Raw genomic sequence first — 2,068 nt, 5'->3', positions numbered from 1 at the left:
GCGGCGGCCATATCGCCGGCCTCGTCAACAATGCCGGCGCCGGCGGGCGCGGCGCCTTCGACCAGACGACGCTTGACGACTGGAACAGGACGATAACGGCCAACGCCACCTCGGCCTATCTGTTCACGCGTCATGCGCTTTCGGGTCTGCGCGCCGCGCGCGGCGCCGTGGTGACGATCTCGTCGGTGGCCGGCATGGTCGGCGAGGAGGGGCTCGCGATCTACACCGCCTCCAAGGCGGCGCTGATCGGCCTCACGCAGGCGCTGGCGCTCGAATACGGCTCGGAGGTGCGCTTCAACGCTGTCTGCCCGGGCCAGATCGCCACGCAGATGATGGCAAAGACGCTGGCCATCCCAGGCCGGCGCGAGAAGCTGGAAATGCGCATCCCCGCGGCGCGCCTGGGCACGCCGGAGGAAGTCGCGGAAGCCATCGGTTGGCTACTGTCACCCGCAGCGAGTTTCATCAACGGCGCGGTGTTGAGTGTCGATGGCGGCGAGACGGCCGGCTTCATGACGCCGGGAGACGATCAAAAGGCCTGACTTTCAGGATAGCGGCCGACCCCGGTCGGCCATCGGCCTGCGCACGCCCCGCTCGAGATCGGCGAGGCGTGCGCAGGCTGCGTCGGGCACCTTGGAATCGCCAGGCTTCATTGCCGCTCGCGCACTTGTCATCAATTTCGCCGCGCTCGTTGACGCCCTGATCGGGTGAGCCGGCCGGCTTAAGTTAATGGCGGCCATCTCAGCATGCGGCCGCGCGGCTACTGGTTCAAATTGATCGACGACACGCACATACTCAACCGGCTTAAGGAATCGACTATGACCATGATAAGCGTCATAGATGTCGAGCTCAACGGGAGGGGCGCGGGCCTTGAACCCCTATCGCGCCATGATGACGCCGCCCATCCCGAATGTTTCAACATGATTAGCACCATCATGGAGTACAGAGCGCGGGCGGACTACCCGTCGTCTGTTTTGCTTAGACTCCTGGTCCTGCATTCTGCTGGCCCATCGTGGCGGCGATCGCCAAGGCCACGCCGCGATGTCTCCCGCGCGGGCAATTACCCGATCGGCTTGCAGCAGCTAGCGCGACCTCTCCTTGCGACTAAGACAGCCAGGAGCATGACGATCCCGAAGACGATCCTGGGGGCTGCATGCTTCTCGTCGCACTCGGCACGTTGGTGACTGGCGCAAACCTGCAGGTCGCGCTTCGCGATGTCGCCGCTGTCGGGCTGTTCAACGGGGTGATGATCAACATCCTCGGCATCCCTGCCATTATTGTGACGCTGGCGATGAATGGTGTCATGCAAAGCGCTGGGCTGCTTTACAGCGGTGGCTTCGCTCAAGGGCAGGCCCCAGCGATCCTGGTTGGGCTTTTTTCAGCAACGGTTTTTCGGCCTAACGCCCGCCAGCTGGCTCTTGATCGGGATTGCCGCCCTCGCCATCTGGCTGCTGAACCACAGCAGTTTCGGTCGCCGGTTGCTTCTCGTCGGCAGCAATCCCCGTGTCGCCCGGCTGTCGGGGATCGCCGTTCAACGAACGAGGCTTCTTGCTTATATTTTGAGCGGATTTTGTGCGGCATTGGCGGGCATTTTGCTGGTCGGCTTCAGCAGACACGCGACATTGAACATGGGCGCATCTCTCCTGTTGTCTTCTATCGCGGCCGTTCTCGTTGGCGGCACTGTGGCGAGTGGCGTACGACCGCACCTTGCCCGATGGTCAGCACTGCAAGAAACACACCTAGCATCAGGAGCGAATTCAAAAAATTCACGCTGAGCGTTGCAGGACCTATCACCACCAGAAGGGCGACGTAGACGGAGAGGAGCAAGATCCATGGTGGCAGCCAGAGGCGGATATCCGCCTCGCTGCGACGCACCCAGGCACGCACTCCGCCGTTCGCAAGCTCGGGGATAGCACGTGCCATCGGAATGGTTCGGCCAGAGCCGCCGTGACCAGCTGGCACGAGGAGATCAGTTCTGCGAAGGCCGAGCGCATCGCCTGGCCTGACCCGAGAGCCGCTTCTAGGATCAGCGGTCCGAAGCCCCGCGCGGCGAGGCTGCGCGCAATCGCAA

Annotated in this window: 2 protein-coding genes; both read left to right on the top strand. The window is 63.2% G+C overall.

Features of this window, described 5'->3' with window-relative positions; all coding sequences use genetic code 11:
- Positions 1–539, top strand: a 539-nt coding sequence (locus tag EOA27_RS33655; protein ID WP_127258425.1) for an SDR family oxidoreductase, incomplete at its 5' end; no start/stop codon positions are given.
- Positions 540–1,150: 611 nt separating this feature from the next.
- A complete protein-coding gene (locus EOA27_RS42590) occupies positions 1,151–1,810 on the top strand; it encodes a hypothetical protein (RefSeq protein WP_245456598.1) in 660 nt (219 codons plus the stop codon).
- Positions 1,811–2,068 lie beyond the last annotated feature (258 nt).

It is taken from the genome of Mesorhizobium sp. M2A.F.Ca.ET.037.01.1.1, from assembly GCF_003998075.1.
Taxonomy (GTDB): domain Bacteria; phylum Pseudomonadota; class Alphaproteobacteria; order Rhizobiales; family Rhizobiaceae; genus Mesorhizobium.
Note: the sequence above shows the minus strand (reverse complement) of the source record. Positions and strands in the feature narration are given on the sequence as shown.

What these genes read in the sequence shown, in the direction of transcription:
- EOA27_RS42590 (WP_245456598.1), top strand. Translation starts at nt 1,151, where the DNA reads ATGCTTCTCGTCGCACTCGGCACGTTGGTGACTGGCGCAAACCTGCAG.